Raw genomic sequence first — 21,156 nt, forward strand, 5'->3', positions numbered from 1 at the left:
GTCTTGTATACTGTTTTATTATATAACATTTCCGACATAAATCAAGACAAAACCACTTCGTTTCTCAAGATGCTCCGGCTCATCCCTGTTTCAGCTTTTTTCCCAGCCTCCACATCCAGCGTCCCGCCGCCGGGCAGCAGATCAGCATCCAGAGCTTGCTCTTTTCACGCTTCTTGCTGTTCGGGACGCGCAAGGCCGCCCGCCAGTGCTCTCGCGCCATCCGCACGATCTTGGCTTGCAGCTCCGGATCGGCATGGTCGCTGCCCGCCATCCGGTAATATACATGGGCGCAGACCACCGCCAGCCGTTCCTCGGCTGTTCGTTCCATGCTTTCTTCCCCGGGTCTCCTCTGCTCCCGGATCAGTGCATAAATTCTTTCCCATGCCGTTATCTCGCTGAACTGCTTTGGCTTGAATGTCTCCTGATGGAGCGCCGAGCCATCCCGCATATAGTATGCGTACAGGCCGCACGGCAGATAAATGTATCCTCCCGCCTTCAGAAGTGCCTTTGCCATAAACAGCGCATCTTCTCCGATCGAAAGCTCCTCATCGAACCGAATATCACGAAGAAATTCAGTCTTCATCATCCCTCTACAGCACCACAGGCACCCATTTTCATCCCAGAATGTATATTGCCTCAGATTCATCCGCTCTGTTTTCGGCATTTTTTCCGGGAGGGCCTTGAAAGGGACCTCTTTTTCAAAATCATTCACCCGCACATCCCTGCAGATCGCAACCGCCTCTCCGCTCTGCCGGAGGGCCAGATACAACCATTCCATATATTGCGAAGCCACCACATCGTCCGCATCCACAAAGCACACATATTCGCCTTTTGCCTGTTCCAGTCCCCTGTTGCGTGCCGAGGACACCCCGCCATTTTTCTTATGTAGGGTGCGGATGCGCGGGTCCTTCTCCGCGTATCTCTCCATGATCTCAGGGCTGCCATCCGATGAGCCATCGTTTATCAGGAGCAGCTCAAAATTCGAATACGTCTGTGTCAGGAGGCTCTCGATGCAGCGGGGGAGTTCTTTTTCTACATTATAGACCGGTACGATCACGCTGATCTTCACATCTGTTCTGCCCGCCATCTTTTATCCTTTGCCTTTCTGCTCTGTTGATGTGCCGCCCAGCATCTCCGCTGTAACGTGATAATATTCCATCAGGTTCTGAAGTGCTTCATCGTTCCGCATCCTTCCGGCGGTGTTGACCGACATCAGGCACTGGCGCTGGCTGTTCCGGATGGTGAACCACTCCTTCGAGTTGGTGCTCACCTTCACTGCCGGGATCCTTTTCTGCGCTCCCACGATCTTGAGCCACATATCGTCCGCCGTCGGGCACAGCTTCATAATCTTCCCGCTGTCGAACTCGATGCCGCTGAAATAGCCTGCAGGATACAACACCCCTCCAACGCCCACCGGGAAAAGTGCTTCCGAAGGTCCTTTTTTGTCTGGCGACAAGCCGTACCACTCCTGATAAGGCGCCACCCTTCCGCCTTCAAACGTGATTTCATGCGCGCGGTAACAGCACACGCAGCCCGGATACTTTTCGTGGGTATCCCACAGCCCTTCCAGCCAGTTTTCCGGGTAGAGCGCATCATCATCCGCCGTAACGATCACATCATTTTCAAATTCCTGCGCGGTGTAGAACACCTTTTTAAAGGAGCGGATATTGTCGCAGAAGCGGATATCCAGTCCCTTTTCTTTCAGGCGGAGCAGATTTGCCGGGAGCTGTGCTTCCTCCGGAAATTCCTCCTTGGACAACCAGAGCAGGATACGATCCGTCGGACGGCTCTGCCGCAGGATGCTCTGGATCGTCAGATGGACTTTCCCGATTCGGAGCGGGAAGGTGGTCAGAGATACCACCATCCTTTCGCCCTGCGTTGTTCTCTGCTTCGGGAGCGGACTCCATGCACAATATATCGGATAAAGAGCATTCGCCGCCACTCCAAGCATCCGGTTCACATTGATCTGGCGTTTCGTTGCCTTTGCCCATGGAGTCGCAAAGTGATACAGTGCATTCAGCATGTTATGTTTCCCTTATTTATGGTCATTTTTCTCTTCTTCGTGCAGCGTCCCGGTGCCGCCCTCCACCACGCCGTCGTGGTCGGCCACAGCCTTGATGGTGCCGAAGAAGCATTTGACGTCCAGCCAGAAGCTCATATGCTCCACATACCAGCCGTCGAGCTTCGCTTTCTCCGTGATCTCCAACTCGTCGCGGCCATGGATCTGCGCCCAGCCGGTCAGGCCGGGGCGGACGTCGTTTGCGCCGTACTTGTCCCGTTCGGCCAACAGGTCGTACTGGTTCCAAAGGGCCGGGCGCGGACCGATGACTGCCATATCGCCCACAAGGATATTCCACAGCTGGGGCAGCTCGTCCAGGCTGGTCTTGCGCAGGAAACGGCCCACCCGGGTGATATATTGCTCCGGGTCGTGGAGCAGATGGGTGGGCATGTCGTGGGGGGTGTCGATGCGCATGGTGCGGAATTTCAGGATGTTGAAATAGCTCTTATGAATGCCCACCCGCTTCTGCTTGAAAAACACCGGCCCCGGCGAGTCCAGCTTGATGGCAAGGCAGAGCAAAAGCAGCAGCGGTGACAGCACCAGCAGCCCGCAGGCCGACAGTACCACGTCCAGCAGCCGCTTGATTCCTTTTTGATACATGATGGTTCTCCCTTTTATTCCTAGAATATACTTATTATATACCATTTTCCCCTGCCCAAACAAGCCCCGGGCCGCCTGTTCTGCCGAAAATGCCGGTTTTGTTGTATCGGCTATACCATACCCGCCACGACACCCTCCGCTTCGCCACGGCAGAGCCGAACTATGCGCTCTACCTCATCACAGCCCCTACAGCGGCAGAGGTCGCAAAGGAATTCCGGCAGCTCATCGGCCCCAGCTATATCCCGCCCAAGTGGGCGTTTGGTCTGGCCCAGAGCCGCTTCGGCTACAAGACGGAGGCCGACATCCGGGAGGTGGCACAGCCCGTCGCCAACACCGCCCAGCTGAACGATACGGCCCTCACCTTCTGGCGCTTCGCGCCCGACGGCCAGCCTGCGCCCTACCGAATGTATACCGACGACGGCGTGACCACCGATCACAACAAGCCCGAACACTGGCGCATCGTCGGACAATAACGCAAAAACACCCGGAAGCATCTCCGGGTGTTTTTTTGGTATTACAGGTATGCGACCGTCGCGGACAAGGGCTTTCTCGAGCCGTGGTTTGCCAGCGGCCCTGCGCCTTCTGCGGCATAGCCGAGGTCGAGGATCATCAGGACCTCTTCATTTTCCGGCAGGCCCAGCTCCTTGGCTAGCTCATCCGGGTCGAAGAAGTTGAGCCAACAGCTGTCCACACCTGCGTTGGCGGCGGCCAGCATCAGGTGGGTCGCCACGATGGCGGCATCCTCCATGCCGGAGTCCCGCTTTCCGCCGGGATAAGTAAAGACGCTGTTTTTATCGAAGGCCACAACAAGGCAGGTAGGTGCGCCATAGCGGCAGGGCGTCACCTTGTCGAGCTTTGCCAGGCTTTCTTCCGACTGCAGCACATAGATGCGCTGCTCCTGAAAATTCTTGGCGGTCGGGGCCAGCCGCCCCGCTTCTAGGATCTCCGTCAACTTCTCGGCTTCTACCTTACGTGTGCTGAAATTCTTGCAGGAATAACGCTCTGCAACGACCTTAGTAAATTCCATAACCGTTGTCCTCCTGACTTTGGGTGATAGACTTTTCATGTACAGAAGTCTCAGCATTATTGTAGCACGCTTTTTCTCTGAGAGCCACTGTTATTTTTACTAAAGGATCTGTCGTTTTTTAAGAAACGGCGCGTCCGATTCAGCCGGCCATTCCCCGCAGGCCGCCCGGGTGAAAAGTCCTTGACAAATCCTTCTAAAAGAGTTACACTGTTCTCGTTCTGAAAAACAAATATGGGCCTATAGCTCAGCTGGGAGTGCAAGCGTATCGCTTTTGTGCCCCACGGAGTTGTGGGCATTCAAATGGGGAGTATGTCGGTTGGTCGCCCAACCGCGTCACGCCCCTAAATATGGGCCTATAGCTCAGCTGGGAGAGCGTTCGGTTCGCATCCGAGAGGTCAAGGGTTCGAATCCCTCTAGGTCCACCAATCTGCCGCATCGTTTTGTACGATGCGGCGTTTTTTATGCCTAAAAAACTTTGGCGGACCGTGCCGGGCTCCGAACCCTGAAGTCGGATGCGAACCGGGTGGGGTCATCCATGTACTTTTTGAAAATCCATCGGTTTCACGCTTCTTTCTTTGCATTTTGCAGAGTTCTGCGGGCAAGTGCATCGCTTTTATGCTCCCTTCTCGGAAATTCCTTCAAAAATTTCCGCACCATCGTAGGTTGACACAGCCTTGAGCTGTTCCACTTGGTTGAAGCTGGCGTTCAGGGTGATCGAGATTTCGTAGTCTTTTCGGACACGAATCTCCGCAATGAACTGCTGCAAGATAGCGCGGCGTTCATCGTGGTTGGCGGTGTCGTACACATCCGCCCATGTAAACAGCTCGTTGCAGATGTAGTTGCTGCGCTTTGCCGTTTTGGTGGCTTCTTCGTATTCTTCCTGCGCCTGAACAAGCTGCTTTTCCAGAGTTTCCAAAGCCTCTCTTGCCTCGGCTACCAGTGTACCCAGCAGTTCTTTGTCCAAGGCACTTACGCCCCGGATGACCAGAATGGTTTCGGCTTTCAGGTCGTCCAGTTCTTTCTGCTTGCTTTCCAAGTCTTTCTGGATTTTCTTGACCTTCTTCTGGATGCGGGCGGCATCGTTGGTCTTGACCGATTCCAGCAGCTTCTTCCGGGAAACTTCCCGGAACTGTGCGAAGATCTGCCGGACAACTTCTTCCACGATGGAATCCAGCTTGGAAACACCGTAGCCAGACTGCCCATCGCAGTCACCCGGATGCCGGATCTTATAAAAGCAGCTATACCGGGGCCGGACTTCTTTCACCGTATGCCCATCGGCGTAGGTGTGTGTCCGTCCGCTGCTGGTCAGGCTCAAGCGGTTGCCGCAGTGACCGCAGTAAACCAGCCCGGTCAAAAGGGCTTTGGAGCTGGTGCCCAGTGAAGTGCCGCCACGCTCACAAGTGCGTGCCTGCCGCAGTTCCTGTGCCTGCTCGAACAATTCTGGTTCAATGATGCGGAGCTGTGGGCACTCGGCTTCCACTGCACCATTGATAAGGTAGCCCGTGTATCCTTTGTTCTTGATCATCCGAACGATGCTGGTGTTGGGGATATTTTTGTTGTTCCGTCCTACGACTCCCTGTTCATAAAGATAGTGGCTCAACTTCTGTGCGCCGTAGCCCTCGTAAACGTACTTGTGGAAAATCAGCCGGACGATCTCAGCTTCCGCTTCGTCGATCACAAGGTCACAGACCTCTTGATTTTTCTTGTTCACCCGACCAAGGCGGACACGCTTGTAGCCAAAAGCCACGGTGCCGCCCGTGTAGTGACCTTCCCCGGTGAGCTGTTCCAGCCTTGTCCGGGTACGGACAGAGGTTTTCAGACTCTCGCCGGATGCCTGCCAGTAGCGGATGTAGTTCATCAGCTTGTCCACATGGGTGTCGAACCGCTGCTGTCCCTCGTTCACGCTCCAGACCTCGATGCCCTGCTTCGTGAACCATTCCACGATAAAGGGCGTTTCATCATCACGGCGACCGAGACGGTCAAACATGAACACCAGCAGAATGTCAAACTTGCCCTCCATCGCGGCCTGTTGAATTTTCTGGAGTTCGTCACGCTCTTTGGCAGACTTCTTAAAGCCGGAAACGCCTTTTTCGGAAAATTCCTTGACGATCTCCCAGCCCTGACTTTCTGCAAAGTTGCGGCAGGCTTCTTTCTGCATGGGGATGTCGTCTTTCTCGACCTGTCCCTTTGTCGAAACACGGTATAAGGTATAAACGCGTTTTTTCATTGCATTCTCACTTTCTTTTGGCGAGAAAAGCAAAATCAAACGGATATTGTCCATATCAGGTTTTCAAGGTTCAGTTCGATTTTATCTTATCTCACGCAGTTAAGGAATACAAGGATGTCAGGCAGCAGTGTGTCCTGCCGTCCGCAGAATGGTGGTCTGCAATAGTTTCTGGATGGCATCCAGACAGTCCGTATCCGCAGGCGCATAAGTGATCTTGACTTTGCAGCCTTTGACGGAAAGAGTTTCAGATTTAGCGGTGGTATCGCAGATAGCGTTCATAGGCCTCCTTTCTCCATACCCATTCGTTCAAATCGAGCTGATACAGCAGCGCATAATTAAGCCGAATGAGTTCCGGGATGCTCAACCGCCCCATCGGGCGGATCAGCCGTCCCTTGCTGATGGTCTGAACAGATTCTGCCAAGATCATAGAGGGCTGCAAAAAAGCCCGATTACCGTCCACAAGAACGTGGGCTTGGTGATCGGGCTTCTTTGCAGTATTGGATGTGACAGGCGCAACAATGAGGTTGGGCGAATAGCAGTTTGCGGTGTTGTTCTGCACCACGACCACAGGGCGGATACCGCCCTGCTCGGAGCCAAGGTGCGGCTCCAGATTGGCGTAGTAAATATCACCGCGCAGAAACTTTCGGTTGACTGGAATCATGCTCATCACCGCTTGCAAGGCAGACTGTGGGCACGGCCAGCACCGTTGTAGATGGACAGGATCTGTTTCATGTGGCGGTCTGCCACATTGCCAGTGTCGTTTTGTGCCAACCGGGTGATGGTCTTGGGATGCACTGTGCGCAGCCGGAGAATTAGCCGTTCCCGGCTATATTCGCCCTGATACAGAGCCAGAAAACGAGCCATGCCGTGCAGGATGCCAGACAGGAACGAATCCGAATCGCCACCCCAAGCGTCTACGAGAACGCTCAGCATTTCACGGTAAAGTGATGCACCGTAGCTCTTGTAGATGTAGTAAGCCGAGCGGATGCAGTAGATTTTCCACGGGGCACGAATCCCATCCAGTGCAAACCGAACGCCTGTGTCCTCCGTTACCGAAACAAAATCGCAGGCGTTTTCTTCGTGTGCCACCAGTTTGGCACGAAGCTGTTCACCAGCGGTCAGTTCGCTGGAAATGCCTGTCTGCACAGCAAACAGCAGAGCTTCATGCTCTTTAGAAAGGCCGTAGAATACCTTGCAGCGAATCGGGAGGTCACGCCCACCGTTGCACGTTTTCCGTGCCTCAATGGTGTTCTGACCATCAAAGACGAAGTAGCGGCCATCCCGGTAGCTGACCTTCGGCTCATTGGCGATGTACTCCGAAAAGTTTGCTGCGATTCGTGCAACCTTGCCCATACGGAGCAGCCGCTGATATTCGGCGCAGGGGTTCAGCAGAACGCTGTCAACGTACCGCACCTCGAAGTTGCACTCCGGCAGGCTGGAAAGATTCAGGTTAGAAAGCATCATAGCGTTTTCTCCTTTATTTTCAGAAGATACTGTACGGCATCTTCGGTCAAGTCATGAATGATCTTGCGGCAGTCCGAATCTTCAAAAACATCCGGGTATTCTTTGAAAATCGTATTCCAGCGGCGAATAAAGTCCTCTTTGGCACCCTGTACCTCGCACATCATCAGGGAGCCGTTTGCAACGGCTCGTTCCTGATAGCGGTTGTCAATGGATGCTTTCAGAAAGGTTCTTTCTTCAGTAGTAAGCTGGCGTTGATGTCCTTGGATGCTTTTGCTGATTTCAGAAAGCGTTTGTTTTGAAGAAGATGTTTCGGCTTTTCGGGGCTGACGTTCCTGCTTTGGCTTCCGCAATTCTGCGAGAGCCGCAGGGATTTCTGCTTTTGGCGTTTTTGCCAAGGCGGTGATTTCTGCATCCGTTGCCTTGATGCGCCCGGTTAGGATTTCTTCTCTTGCACCGGGGACTGCATCTTCCGCAGCGTCTACGCCTTTGGCATACTTCTCTGCTCTCTTTACGGTAGCCGCCCCAACGCCGTTTTGTGCGGCAATGCGCTCACAGGTGGAGAGCTGCTTTGCCCTCAATGGATCATTTTGAACCATTGAGGTGAACCGTCCGTTCTCATCGTGTGCCCGCTCTTTGGAGCCGCCCCGTGCCAGCTTTTCGGATTCATACAGCTTGCCCATCAGAAACTTCTTCCGTTCCGGGTCGAGATTTCTGCGTCCAAGCTGGTTCTGGCAGATCCATGAGAGAGCTGCGTAACGGTTATCCAGTTCGATCTCCTGTATCTGGTAGACAATGAACGGATGCTTCCGCAGGATGCGGTAGCGGGTATGCCCGTCCAGAATAAAGCCATTCCAGATGATAATGGGATTCAGCAGCCGCCCTTCGTGGAGAATGTTCTGCTCAAGCTGTTGTTCTTCTTCAAAATTCAGGGGCGGGATCTTGCCCTGAAATTCCGGGTCGATTTTAAGCGCATTCAGATTCATCATCGAAATGGCCTCGCTTCACATACTGCCCAGCGTTCTTATCGGGCTGTACATAATAATCGAAACCATAGCGAATCTGGCAGTAGGTGCAGACATCCTTGATCTTCTGCTTAGGGTCTGCGCGCCGGACGCGAACGCCCTTTGCCCCCTGAAAGGAATCCAGACAAATCGGGCAGAGGGTAGTCAAGCTGGCTTCGTCTACGCAGTTGTTATAAAATCGACTCATATAGATTTCCTCCATATCGGTATTTTGATGGGAAATGTAAAACCACCAGCCGAGAAATCCTCAACTGGTGGTTTGAAAAATACTGTTTTTCTCCTATTTGTCCTCGACACCCCGGAGGTGGGAACTTTTCGGCGGCGGATTTGCACCGCTCCATTGGCATCTCAGCCACCCCGTCTGCTTTCTGACCGGGCCGCGAATTACGGAAGTATCATTGTCTGGAAGTGCCGAAAAGCTGCTTCTTCAATTTTCAAGGTACACGGTACAGTTTCGGGTTTGTCGTCCCCTGTTGGGGGGCTGCCCTTGCTGTGACCATAGTGTACTTGAAAACTGAAGTTCTCGTTAGGAACCAGTAGTTCCGGTTTTGCCATTTTCACCGGAACCAATCGTTCCGGTTTACAACAGTAAAGCGTTTGATCAAGCAGATTCGCCCAGCATTTCCAGCATAACAAGAATCCGCCGCTGCATTTCTTTCAGTTCTTTGCGGAGCATTTGCAGCTGATCTTGCAGTTCCTGCTCCCGCTGGGATGCAGACACGCCCAAAACGATGTAGTCCAGCGAGGAGCCAAATCGCTCCCGCAGCTCCACAAAGAGGTCGACAGACGGAACTTTCTCACCCTTCTCCAGATTTCTCATGTAGCGGTCACTGATGTTCAGGTCGATGGCAAGCTGTTCTTGTGTCACTTCACGGTCTTTTCGGAGGTTTTGGATTCGTTCACCCGTTGCAGTAGGATCATAATACATCACTCCCTCCGTTTCTTCCGCCGGGAGTGGGCGGAGCTTCATCTCCCATGCCGGATACGGCCAGCACATGATTTTTCACCAACATGAAAATACGGTCGGCATCAGCACTATGATTTTTGGTGCGCTTTTTGACGTTGGAAACTTCCAGCAATCGAGACAGTCGGAAGTACCATGTGGTCATCTTGAACCACGGAAGCAAATAGGTCGATTTCATTATCAATAATCCTCCAGTTATTTTACGGAATGTGAGCATTCGGACAAAAAGGATCGTGGTGGCCCACGACACCTTGCCCTTAAAAGCGCAAAAACGCCAGCCTCCCACAGTGGGAAGCTGGCGCAATATTGCACATTGGCATGATTATGGGTGGTGAAGCAGAACGATTGTGCCGGTTTGTTGGCATTCTGGTCTACGGCAGCAGACAGGCTTTTTTTGATGCGTTACCCCAATAAAAAATCACAGTTACCTCCACAAACGGCAACTGTGATCGAATAGCGCGTGAAATCTCCCGGACGAGTTACCGTTTTTTTATAACTCGACCGGGAAAAGGCATAAATCAGCACAATAGGACAAAATCACCCGAACGATGATGTTATACCGTTCTTTCTGTAAGAACGATACAATACTATTGAGGTGATGATAATGCCGAATGCAGATGCAATCGCTCTGGGAAAGCAGATAAAAGCTGTCCGAAAAGCGATGAAAATGACACAAGATCAACTGGCACTGAAAAGTAATGTTTCGGTGAAGTATATCGCCAATATTGAAAACGGAAAGCAGAATCCTTCTTTTGACATTTTAAGTGCCATTCTCCATGTCCTGCCACTTTCCCTGGATTCGGTTATCAACCCGAACTTATCAGAAGCAGAGCGCGAATGTCGAGAGTTAGAATCGATTTATTTTGCTTGTCCGCCAGAAATGCGAAAAACGCTGTTGGATGCCACAAGGTCACTCGCAATCCATTTGACAGAACTTTCAGAACAGAACAAAAACACCTAAGCTGCCAGAGTGGACGTTACGCTTCTCTCTGGCGTTCTTTTGTCTGAATACGCAATATTCTAACAGGTCATTCAATAAAATCACGTGAAAAGCAAACGAATTACACAATAATTTTCTCGTAATCAGTCTCGTTGTGGATTTTGAACCTCTTTTTCAATGGCAAGATCATTTTCTAGCGTATCATATAGTTCTTGTGGGGTACGGCATAAGACTGCGTAGAAGTTGATAGGAGCACCCTCATTAAAAAGCCGTACATACCCCCATCGACATGGGAGAACCTCTAAATAGGATGCCGTTTGCAAAAAATCTTCAAACTCTCTCAGAACATCTTCGAAGGATTGCATCTTACCGCCTCCTAAAATCTTTTTTCTATATTTTAGAAAAGATTATTTCCGATTGCAAGGATGTCAATTTTTATCTATCCAGCTAACGATAAAAGCCATACTCAAGGTTTAAGTTACCCATTGAGTATGGCTTTTATCGTTATAAGGAATCTTTTTTCACTGAAATGTTCGGCATAAATTGGTAGCCGAGGTTGGAGATCGTTCGGATATAGACAGGTGCAGCTCTATCATCCTCGATTTTTTGCCGGATGCGTCCAATTGTATTGGTAACAGCAGTCAGGCAGCTTTCACTATCCTGATGCCACACGGCTTCAAATATCTGCTCTTTTGTAAACAATTGCCCCGGATGCCGTGCCATTAAACTTAAAACGCCATATTCGTAACGGCTCATGTACACTTCCTGTCCGTTTTTGAAAACACGACGGTGTTCTAAGTTTATTTCCAGACCGGGATAATTCAAAGTGTCTGGCGCAGCACGGTTCATTTCAATCCACTCAAAAATCGTCTGCTCTTGGGGAGGGCAGTGGCCCTTCGTGATACGAACAATAACTTCAATTTTTTGCATAGAATTCTTCTAGAATCTTTGGTGAACAACTTCTCACAGACATTTAATGCTCCGCATCGCATACGCTGAATTTTGTTAAGCAAGGCTCCATCCAGCCGCATTCTTTCGGATGTTGACAAACTCCTGATAAATGCCGGGCTGCTTCAAAAGTTCTTCGTGCGTGCCCTGCTGTGCAATCTGGCCGTTGTCAATGACCAAAATCTGATCGGCATTCTGGATGGTATTCAGACGGTGGGCGATTACGAGAAGTGTCTTGCCCTTTACCAGTTCCGAGATAGCCTCCTGAATATAGCTTTCGTTATCAGTATCTACGCTTGCGGTAGCTTCATCCAAAATGATGATAGGGGCATCTTTCAAGATGCAGCGTGCAATCGAGATGCGCTGCTTTTCACCGCCGGAGAGTGTAGCACCGCCTTCACCAACTACGGTCTGGAATCCATCAGGCAACGCCATGATGAAATCATAGCAGCGGGCCTTCTTAGCAGCTGCATAGACTTCTTCCTCTGTGGCGTCCGGTTTGCCTATGCTGATATTGTTGTAAATGGTATCTTGGAATAAGTACACTCGCTGGAATACCATGCTGATCTGCTCCATCAGCTCTGCCAAAGGCACGTTCCGAATGTCCATACCTCTTATTATTATGCTGCCAGATTTTACATCCCAAAGCCGAGCCAGCAAATTGGCAATAGTAGACTTTCCGCTGCCAGAAGGTCCGACTAAAGCAGTCATAGAATCTTTCTTCATGGCAAAGCTGATATGATGCAGAACTTCTTTGTCCTGATAAGCAAATACAACATCGTTAAACTGAACTTCTGGCTGTCCCGGCTGTGCCTGTGCAGGAAGATGCTGCTTGCCCGTGTCGGGAAGTTCAGGCTCATTCAGGACTGCTTCAATGCGGTCAAGAGCTGCATTCATAACGGTAAGGCGAGATGCTTCCCCATAAAGAGCTTTCAGCGGTCCAAAGAGGTCAAACACAAACAGCAGAACACCAAGCACATAGGCCAGCGGAAGTGCGCCGCGCTGTTCCAATACAATCGACAAGCCGAAAATCGCCGCAATACCAATGCCGTAAAGGATATTCAGACTCATTGTCCATGGTGTCATTTTCTGCTCAAAAGCAAGGGAGGTGTTTCTGGAACGCTGGAAATTGTCAGTCAATTCTTCTGATTTTTCGCCCAGCAGGTTGTAGCTCTTGATGACGCCAATGCCCTCCACAAAGGATAGAACCGCATCGGTCAGCCGTTCGCTCTGCTCCTGCCGCTCTGCGGCTTCCCGCAGGGAAACCTTGTTCATTCCTTTTGACACCAGCCATGCCAGAACCGTGACGGCGGCAGCAATCAAACCAAGCTGTACGTTCAAATAAAACATGAATACCAGCAGAATCAAGGAGGACAGCAGATAGCCCATCATGTTGCCCAGCGTACTCATAGCGACTTCTTCAATGAATACCATATCCGTGCTAAGAACAGAGCTGATTTTGCCAATGTTGCCGGAAGTAAAATAGCCCATCGGAAGTTTCCGCAGATGGCTGCCCAGTTCCATGCGTTTATCCGCAAACATCAAATATCCTGCGGCACTTTGCAGGCTGTCGCTGAGGTAATGAACAAGGATTTGCACCAACACTGCTGCGGCAAGTCCAAGGCCGATATAAAGGCAAGTCTGGCTGGTCAGTGTGTCAGCTGCAAAGCGGCTTAAAACTACAAAGGCAAGAACGATTGGCATTTTTGACAAAATGGATTCCAAAAACGCACAAACGAATGCACCTTGAATACGGCCTTTATAACGGCCGGAGAGTTTCAAAATTCTTGAAAACATCGCAAACATTTAGGCTCCCTCCTTTGCAGTGTGTACTTTCCATTCGGCACTGTCCTGTGCGGCTTTCCACAATTTCTGATATTCAGGGCAGGAGCGAATCAAATCCTGATGCTTACCCGCTGCTACCAATTTTCCGTGGTCGATGACACAAATTTGATCGGCATTCATAATGGCGGGCAGTTTGTGAGCAATCACCACGAGGGTCTTGCCTTTTACAAGTTCTGCAATGGCTGCTTCCATCTTTTCTTCATTTTCGGGGTCAGCATAGGCTGTTGCTTCATCAAGAACTACAATGGGGGCATCCTTTAAGATTGCTCGCGCCAGAGAAATACGCTGACGCTGACCGCCGGAGAGCATTTTTCCCGCATCGCCTGCCATGGAGTGAATGCCCTGCGGAAGTTTTTCAATGAACTCCATGCACTGAGCTTTCTTTGCGGCCTCTATTACTTCTTCATCCGTTGCAGTCAACCGACCGAGCCGGATGTTTTCCAGTAGAGAAGTATTAAACAAATACTGATCCTGCGCCACATAGGAGATACGACTGTTCAATGCTTCAAGGCTCATATCGCAAAGTTTCTGTCCGCCGATGGAAATGCTGCCCTTTTGCGGGTCATAATAGTGAATCAGCAGTTTTGCCAAGGTACTCTTGCCGGAGCCAGATTCACCGACAAGAGCAGTTTTTTGTCCAGCCTTTGCCGTAAAGGAAATATCATGGAGAACTTCATCCTCAACCACTGCGGGCTTTCCATCCGGGCCGGGCTGTGTTGTCTGGTAAGCGAAAGAAACATGGTCGTAAGTAACGGTGTCATCTATTCCATGGAATCTATCATCCGTCTGCTGAAGTTCCGGCGCATCCAACACCTGCTCCAATGCGGAGATTTTATAGTTGAGCTGGGGCATGGTTGGCAGAAAGCCAAGAGATTTCAGCAGCGGCATACCGATACTCAAAGAAAGACACAGCACCAAAATCAAATTGGGCAGAGTCGACCAGCCGCAGAGGACAAACCATGCACCCACAGGCAGGGTCAGGATGATGGTACAAGGAAGCAGGCTGCTGTAAATCGCCATCCACGGCCATGCCGCCCTATACCATGCCAGTGTATAGTTCCGATAATCTGATATATCTTTGCGGAACCGTTCGTAAGAATCTGCGTCTTTATTGAAAACCTTGACGACTTCCATACCGTTGATGTACTCAATAATGGTATTGTTCATCTTTTGCCCGGCCATATAGTAAGGTCCCATTTTCTTCATACCAACGGAATACATCGTCATCATGGCAACTAAGCTAAGTGGAATGGATGCCAAAGATAACAGTGCCAGCTTCCAGTCTACAAAGAACATTGCCACATAAACTGCAATGGGAGCCATCAGGTTGGCGATGCCCTCCGGCATAGAGTGTGCCAGCAGAACTTCCAGACTGTCTACATCGTCCACGAACAGCTTTTTCACGGTGCCAGTGCCTTTGTCCTGAATAACACCCAGCGGCAGTTTTTCAAACCGTTTTTGCAGAGCCGTCCGCAGGCGGAGCAGCGTGTCATAAGCTGCTTTATGAGAGAGATTCAGGCCCCAGCCATAGAAAAGAGCTTGCAGCACCAGACATACCAAGACCAGTATGACATGCTGGATGATAAAGGAAGCAGTGATTGCCTCCCCCATGACCAGCGGTGCAATTACCTGATATGCCAGCACAAAGGGAAAAACACCCAGCAGAACACTGACCAGTACAACGACCGTGGCCACATACATATTTTTCTTATATGGCCCTGCGTACTCAAAGATTTTTTTGAACATAAGCCCTCCTTATATTAAGCCGTACTGTCTGTGCTTCAAAAACAAGAGGCCGCCAAAGTAAAGCGGCCTCTTATCATTATCTTTCTGTCCAGTCAAGGCGGCCCTGACATTCATAATTTCTAAAATTCACTGGCGGATTCGAAAAAAATCCAAAACCTTTTTACTGCCGGATTCGTCCAATGGATAGCTTTCTTTTATTTGCCCTTTTTCCATATGGACTACATACGAACATCCCGCCATCACCAACTCCGGATCATGCGTAATAACAAGAAGCGTTTTGCCCTGATCCGCGAGTGACTTCAAACTCCGCGCAACTTCCCGCATATGTTTGAGATCAAGCCCGCTGGTTGGTTCGTCAAACACAATGATCTCCCGGTTACTCACAATGGCAGATGCGATCGCTACCCGCTGTTTTTGCCCGCCGGAAAGAGAAAGCGGGTGCCTGTCTTTATATTCCAGCAGATCAAACTGTTTAAGGATTTCATCTGCAACAGTTTCATCCTCGTTGTCCATGCTCAGAAGCACTTCATCCGTCACGCTTTCGGTAAATAGCTGATGGCTGGTATCCTGCATTACCATGTAGCAATGTTTGAGCCGGGCTTTCCAATCAAGGGTTTTCCCGTCAACCTGCAAAAGGCCACACTTCTTTTCCAGTCCGCAAATACAGCGGGCCAGAGTAGATTTTCCAGCGCCATTCAGGCCGATAATGGCAATCGTTTCTCCAACAGGCAGTTCAGCACTCGGAATATGGAGGCTTTCCGGTTCCCGCTTTTTATACGCAAAGCAGAAATTTTGAAATTCCATCAGTTTAGCTGTATGCGCCTGATACTGATTCGCGGGTTTCAACTTCGAGAGAGAAAACGGCCGCAGCCCCATTTCTTTTCGAGTGCTATCCGATAAACTGTCAAATTCAGCAGGCGTGTATTCCCGTTCAATCTCCCCATCTTTTACATACAGCACACGATCTGCAAGATCGTGAAGGTAGTAAAGGCGGTGTTCTGCAATCAGAATTGTTTTGCCCTGCTTTTTCCAGAGGCTCAAGACCTGCCGCAGGTCATCAATAGCAGCCATATCCAGATTAGAAGATGGTTCGTCAAGGACCATAATTCCCGGTAGCAATACACTTGATGAAGCACAGGCTATTTTTTGCTTTTCGCCCCCGGACAGAGCAAACACGCTCCGCCCCATCAAATCTTCAATATGATAATCGGAAACTGTACGGTCAATCCTTTTCAGGATATCTTCCTGGGGATAGCCTAAATTTTCACAGGCAAAGGCTAATTCACTATCCGTATCCACGTTGAAAAACTGACTTTTGGGATTCTGGAATACAGATCCCACCATAGCAGCCAAGTCATAAAGCGGCGTATCTGATACGCTTTTTCCGTCCAGAAGGACATCGCCCTCTAAATTACCTTCGTAATAATGAGGCACCAGCCCGTTTACCAAACGGGTAATCGTTGTTTTCCCGCAGCCGGATTCTCCCGTGAGTAAAACAAATTCCCCTGTGTTTATGGTGAGATTGACATTTCTAATCCCTCCGCCGCTGGACTCTTCACCATAAGAAAAAGAAACATTTTGAAAATCTATCATGGCAAAATCCCTCCTGCGGAAATTATCGGGGAAGCAATCGCCCAAACCACTACAAAGCAACAAAACAAGATCAGCACCACATCGGCAAAACTGAATTTAAGCTGGCAAATGTTTGTGCGTTTGACAGGAGCGCCGAGGCCACGGGTAATTGCCGCGGCGGAAAGTTCCTCACCGATTTTCACGGAGCAGGTAATCATCGGGATCAGCTTATACTCCAATATTTTTGAAGGTTTTTTCCCTCCAAGTTTAATCCCACGCATTTTCATAGCGTCACTGATTGCTTCTGACTCCTGAATGACAGTTGGAAAGAAGCGGAACATGACCGTTAAGGGGATCGTCACTTCTTTAGGCATATGGATTCTTTCCATGCCGGAAATCAATTCACTGACCGTTGTTGTTTTCACTGCATAGGCAGCAATCGCAACACTGGGAAGGATTCGGCAGAAGAATCCTGTTGTAAACAGAACGAGGAAATTCAATATTCCCGTAAGGTGCGGCAAAACATAAATTTGAACAGCATAAAAAGCAGAAAACATAGCAATATAGCCCACAGCTTTTGCACATTGTTTCGAGGTAAGCAGCAATATAGCCGGAACCGTACAAAGAACAAGGCGGATCAGCCCCATAGCTTCTCCGCCTGTTCCACCCATGACAAAAATGCTTATGATGAAGATGAGCAACAGTTTTGTACGCGGATCGAGCCGTAGCCCTTGTTCTGTTTTTTTGCTGAGCAGAATTTCCCGCGCCATTATGCAATACCGGCACGCTGGAAGTGCTTTTTGCAAATGGCTTTCCCAATCATACCTCCGACAAGGCCAAACACAAAGCAGGCAACCAGCAGAATAGGCGCAATCCACATAGGCATATATGTATTAAGGGTAGCTGCATATTCAGCGCCGTATCCTTCAGTCAACATTACCATATAGCTTTCACGGTTCAGGAAAATGGGAGCAAAGTTGCCAAACACCCAGATGCTGAACACGCCGCAGGAAAGAACTGTACTCTTTGCACTTTTGTAGTCCGCCTTTTTCAGAATCACGTCGGCCAACAGGCCGCCAACAAGACCAGTTACCATAGTAAGATAGCCGTTGCCGAAGAACACCATGATTAGGCCAATCAGGAAACCCATGATTGCAGTCATCCCGAATTTTTTAGCCTTTGTAACATACAGCATATAGGGGATGCCGCCAATCAAAGGGCACAGCACCGCCATCAGCGGAATAAAAACGGGGATAAAGCCAAGCATCGCCACCAGCATAACAATCACGACATAGATGACGGTGTAGATGCCGATAGTAATTAAATCTTTTCCCTCAAGCCGGGAACTTTTTTTCTGGGAACTCATACCAGTATCCTCCTTATCTCTGAGAAAATGAAAATGTGGTGTGGTTAGCTTCCTCTAATCACACCACATATAATAGCAATTTGCGCCCACGATTCCAACCCAAAACCAATTTTATTCTACCCAAAATCAGTATTTTTGCATTTATCCAATCGTAGCTTTTGCTTTATAGTTTTTCGGATTCACTCCGTATTTCCTTTTGAACGCCGCTGCGAAATTGCTCGCTTTTGAATATCCCACCAGTATAGCCACCTGGCTGACATTCAAATTACTTTCTAACAGCAGGCTTGCTGCCTTTTCTAACCGCTGGTCGATGACATACGCATGAACCGATGTTCCGAACAGGGAGGAAAAGCCCTTCGTCAATTTTGAAGTGCTGATATTGACCTGCCGCGCCAATTCCTCGCAGCTCGGAGCCAGGGCAAGCTGGCTGTCAATAATTCGCTTTGCCTCTATGATGGAATCCCGGTCACTTCTGGAAATTGCAACGTAGGTTGACGCGAGAATACTCAGCTCCAGGACCTCGCTCAAATATACCGATAGCAGCTCAAAGACCTTGCTTTCCAGAAACAGGTATCCCAACCCGCCGCGATATTGCGTGAAGTCTTGCAGCTCCGCAAAAATGTGTTCCATATAGGGCGTGATATTCACCTTTGATATGCCGTCCAATAATTTTTTCTGATAGACCTCGATCTCACCAGCCTCAAAGTAGTCATTCAGAATCTTATAGAAATAGGATAGAGGTATTTTCACATTTTTGAAAAGGAAATCGCTCTTTTTAGAATAGCACAGATATTCCATTTTCCCGTGGCCGCGATAAATACAGGATTCACCCTTTTGTATGCTGGCACTTTGCCGGTTGTCTGCAATATTCCAGGAAACACCGTCATTGAAGCAGAACAGCATTTGTATGTATTCTTCACTGCTCACTCCCTGCACGTTCATATCCGAAAAGTAATTCATTCTCCAGTCTGAAACAACTGCTCCCTGTTTCGTGACGATCTGCGAAATCTGACCGGTTCCCATGTCTGTCGGAATATCTATGGTGATCGTCTGCGGTGAATTAGAGAGCAGATCACGATAAAGATTATTCATGTATTGATTTGTCATGTATGAGCGCCCTCCTTATGGTTAGCTAAAGCTAATAACAGTTTACAACACCAACCCGGAAAAGTCAATTTGTATTCCTTGTGTAGCCAGAGCCATGATGGATCACACCATGAATGGAGGTTCAGCCGTGGCCTTTTAAGGTAGGTTTTCGATAGCAAGCAGGGCATTCGTCTATACAAATGCTATTTTGCTTTGCAAAATGCTTGTTGGGCTGTGCCCAAACCCCATTTGTTCTGCATCGTGCCGATGCAGGCTGCGCGTTTGTTCTAAACACTTTTATAACAAAAAAGATAGCCTAGGGCTCTTCCACGAGGGAAGAATCCTAGGCTATCTTCATTTATCGGGACTTCGTTTTTTCTGCGCTGCTCTTTTCCTCTGCAAAGAACAGTTCTACATTTCTCTTTGCACGAAGAAGCTCCTGCATTTCTTCTTTCGCTTTTCGATAGTCCGGGTAGCGTGCTTTCTTTTCTGTCAGCAGGTTGGAATAATCCGCGTCTAACTCTTTGACCTTGGGAAGCGTTCTCAAATTGGATTCATCAAATGCTGCCTTCGCCGCCTTGTGCAGCGTGATTTCTTCCCGGTGGGCTTCCAGAAATCTCTTACTGTACCCGGCTTTGCGGTAGGCATCATAAACCGGACGTGTCCGGGCGTAATTGACGATGTGCGTCCGCAGCACGGCAATCTCGGCCATGCGCGCTTCTGCAGCTTTAATGGAATCGCCCAACTCGTGATAGCGAGCAGTTGCTGCATCTACACGTTCTTGCATTTCTTTAATGCTGCCGATTTTATGCTCCTGTAAGAAAATCAGCGTCTTGGACATTTCTTTCAGATTATATCGCTTTGCCCAGCGAGCATACCCCATGCTCTTTCCCTCGGCCAGCTTTGCCTGAATGTCCACCAGCATCTGAAACTTTTGTTCCGGTACGATGCGGTTCTGCTTTTGCCGGGGATGGTGTTCGACTTCTCCAGAGATAACCACTTTCAGTTCTTCTTCGCTGTATCCTGCACCCAAAGTGCGGAACCGGATGAATCGTTTCTGCCGTGTGCCTTTGACGGAGGTGTATTTCCCTCGCTTGACCTCGTATCCCTGCTGCTCCAGCTTTTGCAGAAAATCTTCGTAGTCTTTGGGTTTTTCCGCCAGAATGTTGTCGATCACGCCGCATAGACAGTCACGATTGCTTTCTTTGGGCGAATAAAGTGTGCGCTTCTGCCGCTCCCGATAGGGTTTTATCTCAATGACGGAAAGCTGATGCTCTAAGCAGATCAGATCGCTCAACCGTTGCACAGCCAGCCCGGACAATAAAAAATCCCGGAATTTCCGGGTGCTGTCCAACGCAGTGGAGTTGTAGATAATGTGATTATGAATGTGTTCCCGGTCCGTGTGGGTTGCAACGATAAACGCATACTTGCCTTTGGTGAAACGCATTGCCAGCTCATAACCCACCTTGTTGGCTTCTTCGGCGGTGATCTCGCCGGGTTTGAACGACTGCCGGATCTGATAGGCAATCACGTCACTTTTTTGTCTGCGCCCAGTGACAAGTTCATACTGCCGTTTGGACAGCATAAATTCTTCATCCACCGTCAAAGGACTGCATTCGTAGCTGCTAATCAGTTCGCCATGCTCAGTCTTGTCGGGATTCTGTACATAGTCTGTACGGCTTTTCAGACAGGCCGCAACCGACTTGCCTTTGTTTTTGTGCAGCGCGATCAGCCGTGTTGCGGCCATGCTAAATCACCCCCATAAAAGAAAAAGCCGCCCGAAGGCGGCAAAAGGTTGAAAATGCTCCTTACAGTTCGGCCAACCACTCACTGAACCGCCCGATGCCCTCGGTGATGGCAGTTGCACCGAAAAAGAGGATGAAGCAGATGAACTCGGCCACCAGCAGGATAAAGAACTGATTCCAAGTCTGACGGTAAGCAGTGTAGATGCCGCAGCCGAAGATGTAGAGCATCAGCGGAGCAACTACATAGCTGGACAGGGTTAGCAGCCACCTTGCCATCAGAGCTAGAAACGCCACAAAGAGAGAAATCGGGAAAAGAACAATTTTCTTCAGCATAGACATCATATCGGGCACTTCCTTTCTGTTCACCCTTATTATAAAGGTATCGACTACTACCTTGCAAGGATGTCAAACATTATATGTACACCCGCAGTCCTCCAACTGCGGGAATTTTTATAGCTCTGCCAGCTGGGAAAGAATTTGCTTGCCAATGTCAATCAGTTCATCCAGACGCTGCCGCAGATCTTCCATGTCGGCGGCGTAGACCT

The 21,156-nt window shown here is 49.6% G+C and carries 24 protein-coding genes and 1 tRNA gene; 3 read left to right on the forward strand and 22 right to left on the reverse strand.

Annotated elements, in window-relative coordinates:
* Window positions 1-79: 79 nt before the first annotated feature.
* Genes AAAU26_RS11240 through AAAU26_RS11250 form a run of 3 tightly spaced genes read right to left on the reverse strand, consistent with a single transcriptional unit; the run spans window position 80 to window position 2,659 of the window.
* A complete protein-coding gene (locus tag AAAU26_RS11240) occupies window positions 80-1,087 on the reverse strand; it encodes a glycosyltransferase family 2 protein (RefSeq protein WP_227619297.1) in 1,008 nt (335 codons plus the stop codon).
* A gap of 3 nt (window positions 1,088-1,090) precedes the next feature.
* The gene (locus AAAU26_RS11245) at window positions 1,091-2,023 is read right to left on the reverse strand and encodes a glycosyltransferase (RefSeq protein WP_227619298.1); all 933 of its coding nucleotides are present in this window, start codon (window positions 2,021-2,023) and stop codon (window positions 1,091-1,093) included.
* Between the two features lie 12 nt (window positions 2,024-2,035).
* Complete coding sequence (locus AAAU26_RS11250; protein WP_227619299.1) at window positions 2,036-2,659, reverse strand: sugar transferase; 624 nt, start codon at window positions 2,657-2,659, stop codon at window positions 2,036-2,038.
* 98 nt (window positions 2,660-2,757) lie between these two features.
* Between AAAU26_RS11250 and AAAU26_RS11255 the strand changes: the two genes are divergently transcribed.
* The gene (locus AAAU26_RS11255) at window positions 2,758-3,132 is read left to right on the forward strand and encodes a TIM-barrel domain-containing protein (protein ID WP_227619300.1); all 375 of its coding nucleotides are present in this window, start codon (window positions 2,758-2,760) and stop codon (window positions 3,130-3,132) included.
* A gap of 41 nt (window positions 3,133-3,173) precedes the next feature.
* Here AAAU26_RS11255 and AAAU26_RS11260 read toward each other — a convergent pair whose 3' ends face one another.
* On the reverse strand, window positions 3,174-3,686 hold the full coding sequence (locus tag AAAU26_RS11260) for a nitroreductase family protein (protein ID WP_227619301.1): 513 nt from the start codon (window positions 3,684-3,686) through the stop codon (window positions 3,174-3,176).
* A 349-nt stretch (window positions 3,687-4,035) separates the two neighbouring features.
* Between AAAU26_RS11260 and AAAU26_RS11265 the strand changes: the two genes are divergently transcribed.
* A tRNA-Ala gene (locus tag AAAU26_RS11265) sits at window positions 4,036-4,111 on the forward strand.
* Window positions 4,112-4,299: 188 nt separating this feature from the next.
* On the opposite strand, the gene AAAU26_RS11270 is transcribed toward AAAU26_RS11265, so the two are convergent.
* The 8 genes from AAAU26_RS11270 to AAAU26_RS11305 all read right to left on the reverse strand — a co-directional run bounded on the left by AAAU26_RS11270 (window position 4,300) and on the right by AAAU26_RS11305 (window position 9,541).
* Window positions 4,300-5,913, reverse strand: coding sequence for a recombinase family protein (locus tag AAAU26_RS11270; RefSeq protein WP_158400746.1), 1,614 nt, complete (start codon window positions 5,911-5,913; stop codon window positions 4,300-4,302).
* A 117-nt stretch (window positions 5,914-6,030) separates the two neighbouring features.
* Window positions 6,031-6,192, reverse strand: coding sequence for a hypothetical protein (locus tag AAAU26_RS11275; RefSeq protein WP_158577575.1), 162 nt, complete (start codon window positions 6,190-6,192; stop codon window positions 6,031-6,033).
* Window positions 6,164-6,580 carry a type II toxin-antitoxin system PemK/MazF family toxin gene (locus AAAU26_RS11280; protein ID WP_227619302.1) on the reverse strand — a complete coding sequence of 139 codons (417 nt, stop codon included), beginning with the start codon at window positions 6,578-6,580 and terminating at the stop codon, window positions 6,164-6,166. The genes AAAU26_RS11275 and AAAU26_RS11280 overlap by 29 nt, the downstream gene beginning before the upstream one ends.
* Complete coding sequence (locus AAAU26_RS11285) at window positions 6,580-7,377, reverse strand: DUF6551 family protein (RefSeq protein ID WP_097781979.1); 798 nt, start codon at window positions 7,375-7,377, stop codon at window positions 6,580-6,582. The genes AAAU26_RS11280 and AAAU26_RS11285 overlap by 1 nt, the downstream gene beginning before the upstream one ends.
* Window positions 7,374-8,363, reverse strand: coding sequence for a ParB N-terminal domain-containing protein (locus AAAU26_RS11290; protein WP_158400747.1), 990 nt, complete (start codon window positions 8,361-8,363; stop codon window positions 7,374-7,376). The genes AAAU26_RS11285 and AAAU26_RS11290 overlap by 4 nt, the downstream gene beginning before the upstream one ends.
* Window positions 8,341-8,586: a hypothetical protein gene (locus AAAU26_RS11295; RefSeq protein WP_097783479.1), complete on the reverse strand. Its 246-nt coding sequence runs from the start codon at window positions 8,584-8,586 to the stop codon at window positions 8,341-8,343. Before AAAU26_RS11295 ends, AAAU26_RS11290 begins: the two co-directional genes overlap by 23 nt.
* Window positions 8,587-9,000: 414 nt before the next feature.
* Window positions 9,001-9,327, reverse strand: coding sequence for a helix-turn-helix domain-containing protein (locus tag AAAU26_RS11300; RefSeq protein ID WP_187156305.1), 327 nt, complete (start codon window positions 9,325-9,327; stop codon window positions 9,001-9,003).
* On the reverse strand, window positions 9,317-9,541 hold the full coding sequence (locus tag AAAU26_RS11305) for a hypothetical protein (protein ID WP_005939514.1): 225 nt from the start codon (window positions 9,539-9,541) through the stop codon (window positions 9,317-9,319). The genes AAAU26_RS11300 and AAAU26_RS11305 overlap by 11 nt, the downstream gene beginning before the upstream one ends.
* 426 nt (window positions 9,542-9,967) lie before the next feature.
* Between AAAU26_RS11305 and AAAU26_RS11310 the strand changes: the two genes are divergently transcribed.
* On the forward strand, window positions 9,968-10,324 hold the full coding sequence (locus AAAU26_RS11310) for a helix-turn-helix domain-containing protein (protein WP_227619303.1): 357 nt from the start codon (window positions 9,968-9,970) through the stop codon (window positions 10,322-10,324).
* A 122-nt stretch (window positions 10,325-10,446) separates the two neighbouring features.
* On the opposite strand, the gene AAAU26_RS11315 is transcribed toward AAAU26_RS11310, so the two are convergent.
* From AAAU26_RS11315 to AAAU26_RS11360, 10 genes are all read right to left on the reverse strand, one after another.
* Window positions 10,447-10,668 carry a hypothetical protein gene (locus tag AAAU26_RS11315; protein WP_015564162.1) on the reverse strand — a complete coding sequence of 74 codons (222 nt, stop codon included), beginning with the start codon at window positions 10,666-10,668 and terminating at the stop codon, window positions 10,447-10,449.
* Between the two features lie 139 nt (window positions 10,669-10,807).
* The gene (locus AAAU26_RS11320) at window positions 10,808-11,233 is read right to left on the reverse strand and encodes a winged helix-turn-helix domain-containing protein (protein ID WP_097793460.1); all 426 of its coding nucleotides are present in this window, start codon (window positions 11,231-11,233) and stop codon (window positions 10,808-10,810) included.
* Window positions 11,234-11,308: 75 nt separating this feature from the next.
* Window positions 11,309-13,057, reverse strand: a complete 1,749-nt coding sequence (locus tag AAAU26_RS11325) for an ABC transporter ATP-binding protein (protein ID WP_098923950.1) — start codon at window positions 13,055-13,057, stop codon at window positions 11,309-11,311.
* Window positions 13,058-14,842, reverse strand: a complete 1,785-nt coding sequence (locus AAAU26_RS11330; RefSeq protein WP_158400750.1) for an ABC transporter ATP-binding protein — start codon at window positions 14,840-14,842, stop codon at window positions 13,058-13,060. It abuts the gene before it with no gap.
* Window positions 14,843-14,968: 126 nt separating this feature from the next.
* Window positions 14,969-16,435: an ABC transporter ATP-binding protein gene (locus AAAU26_RS11335; protein ID WP_097776308.1), complete on the reverse strand. Its 1,467-nt coding sequence runs from the start codon at window positions 16,433-16,435 to the stop codon at window positions 14,969-14,971.
* Window positions 16,432-17,220 (reverse strand): energy-coupling factor transporter transmembrane component T, encoded by a 789-nt coding sequence (locus AAAU26_RS11340; RefSeq protein WP_431834293.1) that lies wholly within the window; start codon window positions 17,218-17,220, stop codon window positions 16,432-16,434. The genes AAAU26_RS11335 and AAAU26_RS11340 overlap by 4 nt, the downstream gene beginning before the upstream one ends.
* Window positions 17,184-17,780: an MptD family putative ECF transporter S component gene (locus tag AAAU26_RS11345; protein WP_097776306.1), complete on the reverse strand. Its 597-nt coding sequence runs from the start codon at window positions 17,778-17,780 to the stop codon at window positions 17,184-17,186. The genes AAAU26_RS11340 and AAAU26_RS11345 overlap by 37 nt, the downstream gene beginning before the upstream one ends.
* A gap of 141 nt (window positions 17,781-17,921) precedes the next feature.
* Window positions 17,922-18,887: a helix-turn-helix domain-containing protein gene (locus AAAU26_RS11350; protein WP_158400752.1), complete on the reverse strand. Its 966-nt coding sequence runs from the start codon at window positions 18,885-18,887 to the stop codon at window positions 17,922-17,924.
* Between the two features lie 337 nt (window positions 18,888-19,224).
* Window positions 19,225-20,613 carry a relaxase/mobilization nuclease domain-containing protein gene (locus AAAU26_RS11355; RefSeq protein WP_158400753.1) on the reverse strand — a complete coding sequence of 463 codons (1,389 nt, stop codon included), beginning with the start codon at window positions 20,611-20,613 and terminating at the stop codon, window positions 19,225-19,227.
* A gap of 61 nt (window positions 20,614-20,674) precedes the next feature.
* On the reverse strand, window positions 20,675-20,953 hold the full coding sequence (locus tag AAAU26_RS11360; RefSeq protein WP_055187087.1) for a hypothetical protein: 279 nt from the start codon (window positions 20,951-20,953) through the stop codon (window positions 20,675-20,677).
* Window positions 20,954-21,156 lie beyond the last annotated feature (203 nt).

Source organism: Faecalibacterium longum (genome assembly GCF_040094125.1).
In the GTDB taxonomy this organism is placed as follows: Bacteria; Bacillota; Clostridia; order Oscillospirales; family Ruminococcaceae; genus Faecalibacterium; species Faecalibacterium longum.

Excerpts from the sequence above, each read along its gene's own strand:
- AAAU26_RS11330 (WP_158400750.1), bottom strand. The coding sequence starts at position 14,842 with ATGTTCAAAAAAATCTTTGAGTACGCAGGGCCATATAAGAAAAATATG.
- AAAU26_RS11300 (WP_187156305.1), bottom strand. The coding sequence starts at position 9,327 with ATGTATTATGATCCTACTGCAACGGGTGAACGAATCCAAAACCTCCGA.
- AAAU26_RS11355 (WP_158400753.1), bottom strand. The coding sequence starts at position 20,613 with ATGGCCGCAACACGGCTGATCGCGCTGCACAAAAACAAAGGCAAGTCG.
- AAAU26_RS11320 (WP_097793460.1), bottom strand. The coding sequence starts at position 11,233 with ATGCAAAAAATTGAAGTTATTGTTCGTATCACGAAGGGCCACTGCCCT.
- AAAU26_RS11240 (WP_227619297.1), bottom strand. The coding sequence starts at position 1,087 with ATGGCGGGCAGAACAGATGTGAAGATCAGCGTGATCGTACCGGTCTAT.
- AAAU26_RS11310 (WP_227619303.1), top strand. The coding sequence starts at position 9,968 with ATGCCGAATGCAGATGCAATCGCTCTGGGAAAGCAGATAAAAGCTGTC.
- AAAU26_RS11270 (WP_158400746.1), bottom strand. The coding sequence starts at position 5,913 with ATGAAAAAACGCGTTTATACCTTATACCGTGTTTCGACAAAGGGACAG.
- AAAU26_RS11315 (WP_015564162.1), bottom strand. The coding sequence starts at position 10,668 with ATGCAATCCTTCGAAGATGTTCTGAGAGAGTTTGAAGATTTTTTGCAA.
- AAAU26_RS11325 (WP_098923950.1), bottom strand. The coding sequence starts at position 13,057 with ATGTTTGCGATGTTTTCAAGAATTTTGAAACTCTCCGGCCGTTATAAA.
- AAAU26_RS11280 (WP_227619302.1), bottom strand. The coding sequence starts at position 6,580 with ATGAGCATGATTCCAGTCAACCGAAAGTTTCTGCGCGGTGATATTTAC.
- AAAU26_RS11350 (WP_158400752.1), bottom strand. The coding sequence starts at position 18,887 with ATGACAAATCAATACATGAATAATCTTTATCGTGATCTGCTCTCTAAT.
- AAAU26_RS11250 (WP_227619299.1), bottom strand. The coding sequence starts at position 2,659 with ATGTATCAAAAAGGAATCAAGCGGCTGCTGGACGTGGTACTGTCGGCC.
- AAAU26_RS11360 (WP_055187087.1), bottom strand. The coding sequence starts at position 20,953 with ATGATGTCTATGCTGAAGAAAATTGTTCTTTTCCCGATTTCTCTCTTT.
- AAAU26_RS11305 (WP_005939514.1), bottom strand. The coding sequence starts at position 9,541 with ATGAAATCGACCTATTTGCTTCCGTGGTTCAAGATGACCACATGGTAC.
- AAAU26_RS11275 (WP_158577575.1), bottom strand. The coding sequence starts at position 6,192 with ATGAACGCTATCTGCGATACCACCGCTAAATCTGAAACTCTTTCCGTC.
- AAAU26_RS11295 (WP_097783479.1), bottom strand. The coding sequence starts at position 8,586 with ATGAGTCGATTTTATAACAACTGCGTAGACGAAGCCAGCTTGACTACC.
- AAAU26_RS11335 (WP_097776308.1), bottom strand. The coding sequence starts at position 16,435 with ATGATAGATTTTCAAAATGTTTCTTTTTCTTATGGTGAAGAGTCCAGC.
- AAAU26_RS11345 (WP_097776306.1), bottom strand. The coding sequence starts at position 17,780 with ATGAGTTCCCAGAAAAAAAGTTCCCGGCTTGAGGGAAAAGATTTAATT.
- AAAU26_RS11245 (WP_227619298.1), bottom strand. The coding sequence starts at position 2,023 with ATGCTGAATGCACTGTATCACTTTGCGACTCCATGGGCAAAGGCAACG.
- AAAU26_RS11290 (WP_158400747.1), bottom strand. The coding sequence starts at position 8,363 with ATGATGAATCTGAATGCGCTTAAAATCGACCCGGAATTTCAGGGCAAG.
- AAAU26_RS11260 (WP_227619301.1), bottom strand. The coding sequence starts at position 3,686 with ATGGAATTTACTAAGGTCGTTGCAGAGCGTTATTCCTGCAAGAATTTC.
- AAAU26_RS11285 (WP_097781979.1), bottom strand. The coding sequence starts at position 7,377 with ATGATGCTTTCTAACCTGAATCTTTCCAGCCTGCCGGAGTGCAACTTC.